The sequence below is a fragment of the Moorena sp. SIO4A1 genome (assembly GCF_010672065.1).
In the GTDB taxonomy this organism is placed as follows: Bacteria; Cyanobacteriota; Cyanobacteriia; order Cyanobacteriales; family Coleofasciculaceae; genus Moorena.
Genome location: NZ_JAAHHX010000412.1, coordinates 1 through 1,927, shown reverse-complemented (window position 1 = coordinate 1,927; position 1,927 = coordinate 1). Strand labels below are relative to the sequence as shown.

At 41.5% G+C, this 1,927-nt stretch carries 3 protein-coding genes; all 3 read left to right on the top strand.

Annotation, left to right across the window (positions count from 1 at the left end):
* Positions 1-449 (top strand): S1 RNA-binding domain-containing protein (locus F6K53_RS38865; RefSeq protein WP_293085202.1); only part of this gene is annotated, 449 nt, incomplete at its 5' end.
* Positions 450-683: 234 nt separating this feature from the next.
* On the top strand, positions 684-1,328 hold the full coding sequence (locus F6K53_RS38860; RefSeq protein ID WP_293085200.1) for a flavin prenyltransferase UbiX: 645 nt from the start codon (positions 684-686) through the stop codon (positions 1,326-1,328).
* Positions 1,329-1,530: 202 nt separating this feature from the next.
* A partial coding sequence (locus tag F6K53_RS38855) for a hypothetical protein (RefSeq protein ID WP_293085197.1) occupies positions 1,531-1,927 on the top strand: 397 nt, incomplete at its 3' end.

Below are 1,927 nucleotides of genomic sequence, written 5' to 3'. Positions count from 1 at the left end.
GTAATATAAACTGGAATGTTTTACCACCAGAAATTCACCAAGAGTTAGAAAATCAGTTAACTACATTAATTCCCCATCTCAATGACCGTGAAAAGATCACCATGGATGCAGAGATGGATTTACAGGGCTTAAAGAAAGCTGAACAGATGAAAGAGCGTACAGGAGATATCTTCAGCGGTCTGATTACTGGAGTTCAATCCTACGGCTTTTTTGTCGAAATTGAAGACTTGTTAGTAGAAGGATTAGTTCACGTTAGCTCTCTCAAAGATGACTGGTACGAGTATCGCTCCCGTCACGCCTGCCTAGTCGGTCGCAAAAATCGCACTGCCTATCGATTAGGCGATCGCGTCGAAGTCCAAGTCAAGAGTGTGGATTATTACCGTCAACAAATTGACCTGGTAACCGTAAGCGGTGGTAGTTTTGCTAGTAACGAAGATTTAGAGGAGTAAGTTATTAGTGAGTGGTTAGTAGGTTACTAGAAGGTTAACTAACCACTCACTACCAATTAAATGATATTAAGTCCGGTTAATAACTTATAATAGTATTGATGCTAATATAGTTAATTTATTTTTGTTAATTAACAATTTTTAATTAACGAACACCCTTCAATGATAAGTATTTAAATTAAGTATTTAAATAAGTATTAAACGGAAAATGATTTGATTATTTAGTAATCACAACTAATGACAACTCCTTTAATTCTTGGTGTCACCGGTGCATCTGGCCTAATCTATGCTGTAAGGGCTTTAAAGTATTTACTAGAGGCTGACTATGCTATTGAGCTGGTGGCATCGAAATCTACCTATATGGTTTGGCAGGCAGAGCAAAATATTCGCATGCCTCTTGAACCCGATCTACAAGAACAATTCTGGCGTCAGCAAGCGGCAGTCGATCAGGGGGGCAAACTCATTTGTCATCGGTGGGGGGATGTGGGAGCCAGTATTGCTAGTGGTTCTTTCCGTACTTTAGGAATGGTGATCATGCCCTGTAGTATGAATACCGTAGCAAAAATGGCTGCGGGCTTCAGTACTGACCTGCTTGAGCGTTCAGCAGATGTTCAAATTAAAGAAGGGCGTAAGCTAGTAATCGTACCTCGTGAAACACCCTTTAGCTTAATCCATCTGCGTAACCTTACCAGGTTAGCAGAAACAGGAGTTAGAATTGTTCCAGCTATACCGGCTTGGTACCATAACCCTCAAACCATCGAAGATTTGGTGGATTTTGTGGTAGCTCGTGCTTTAGACCAGTTAGACATTGACTGCATTCCCCTAAAACGGTGGCAGGGCAGAAGTAATAATTCCCTTAAACATAGTTATCATGATAAGTAAGAAATAAAGATATGGGAAAGATGGGTAAAATAGGGCAGATTTCAAAGAGGAAGTAGTAGGAGGCTATATCGTCAGACTTTTCTGCCTTGAGCCGGACATCTGCTGATCAATTTTCATCATCCCTCAACCTTATAACCTGTAACCTTCAATCCCTTGGTTTATGTTTAGGATTATTATATTCTTATGTTTGGTAATAGGTGGATTGGCACTGTTTGTTGTTGATAATTGGTTGCCAGTGCTACCGTTAGTCTTTCTAAACATGAAGACACCACCTCTACCTCTAGCCTTGTGGATTGTTGGTGCCGTTGGAGCTGGAGTTCTAACCAGCATCAGCCTACGACTCCCCAATTACCTGGCTTGGCGTTACTCTCGTCAAAATTCTGAACCACCGGACGACGAGCCATTATTTTCTGAATATAGCCGTCGCGAAAGTTATCAAACCCAGACGAGGCAGGATAAAACTCGTGAACGTCCAGCCTCGAAACAAAAGTCAAAAGATAATACAAGCTCGGATTGGGAAGAAAGTAGTAGTCAAGAGTGGGACTTTGAGGAACACCAGGATTCAGATCGAGTTTCATCAGGTCGCCAAGGGGTTAAGC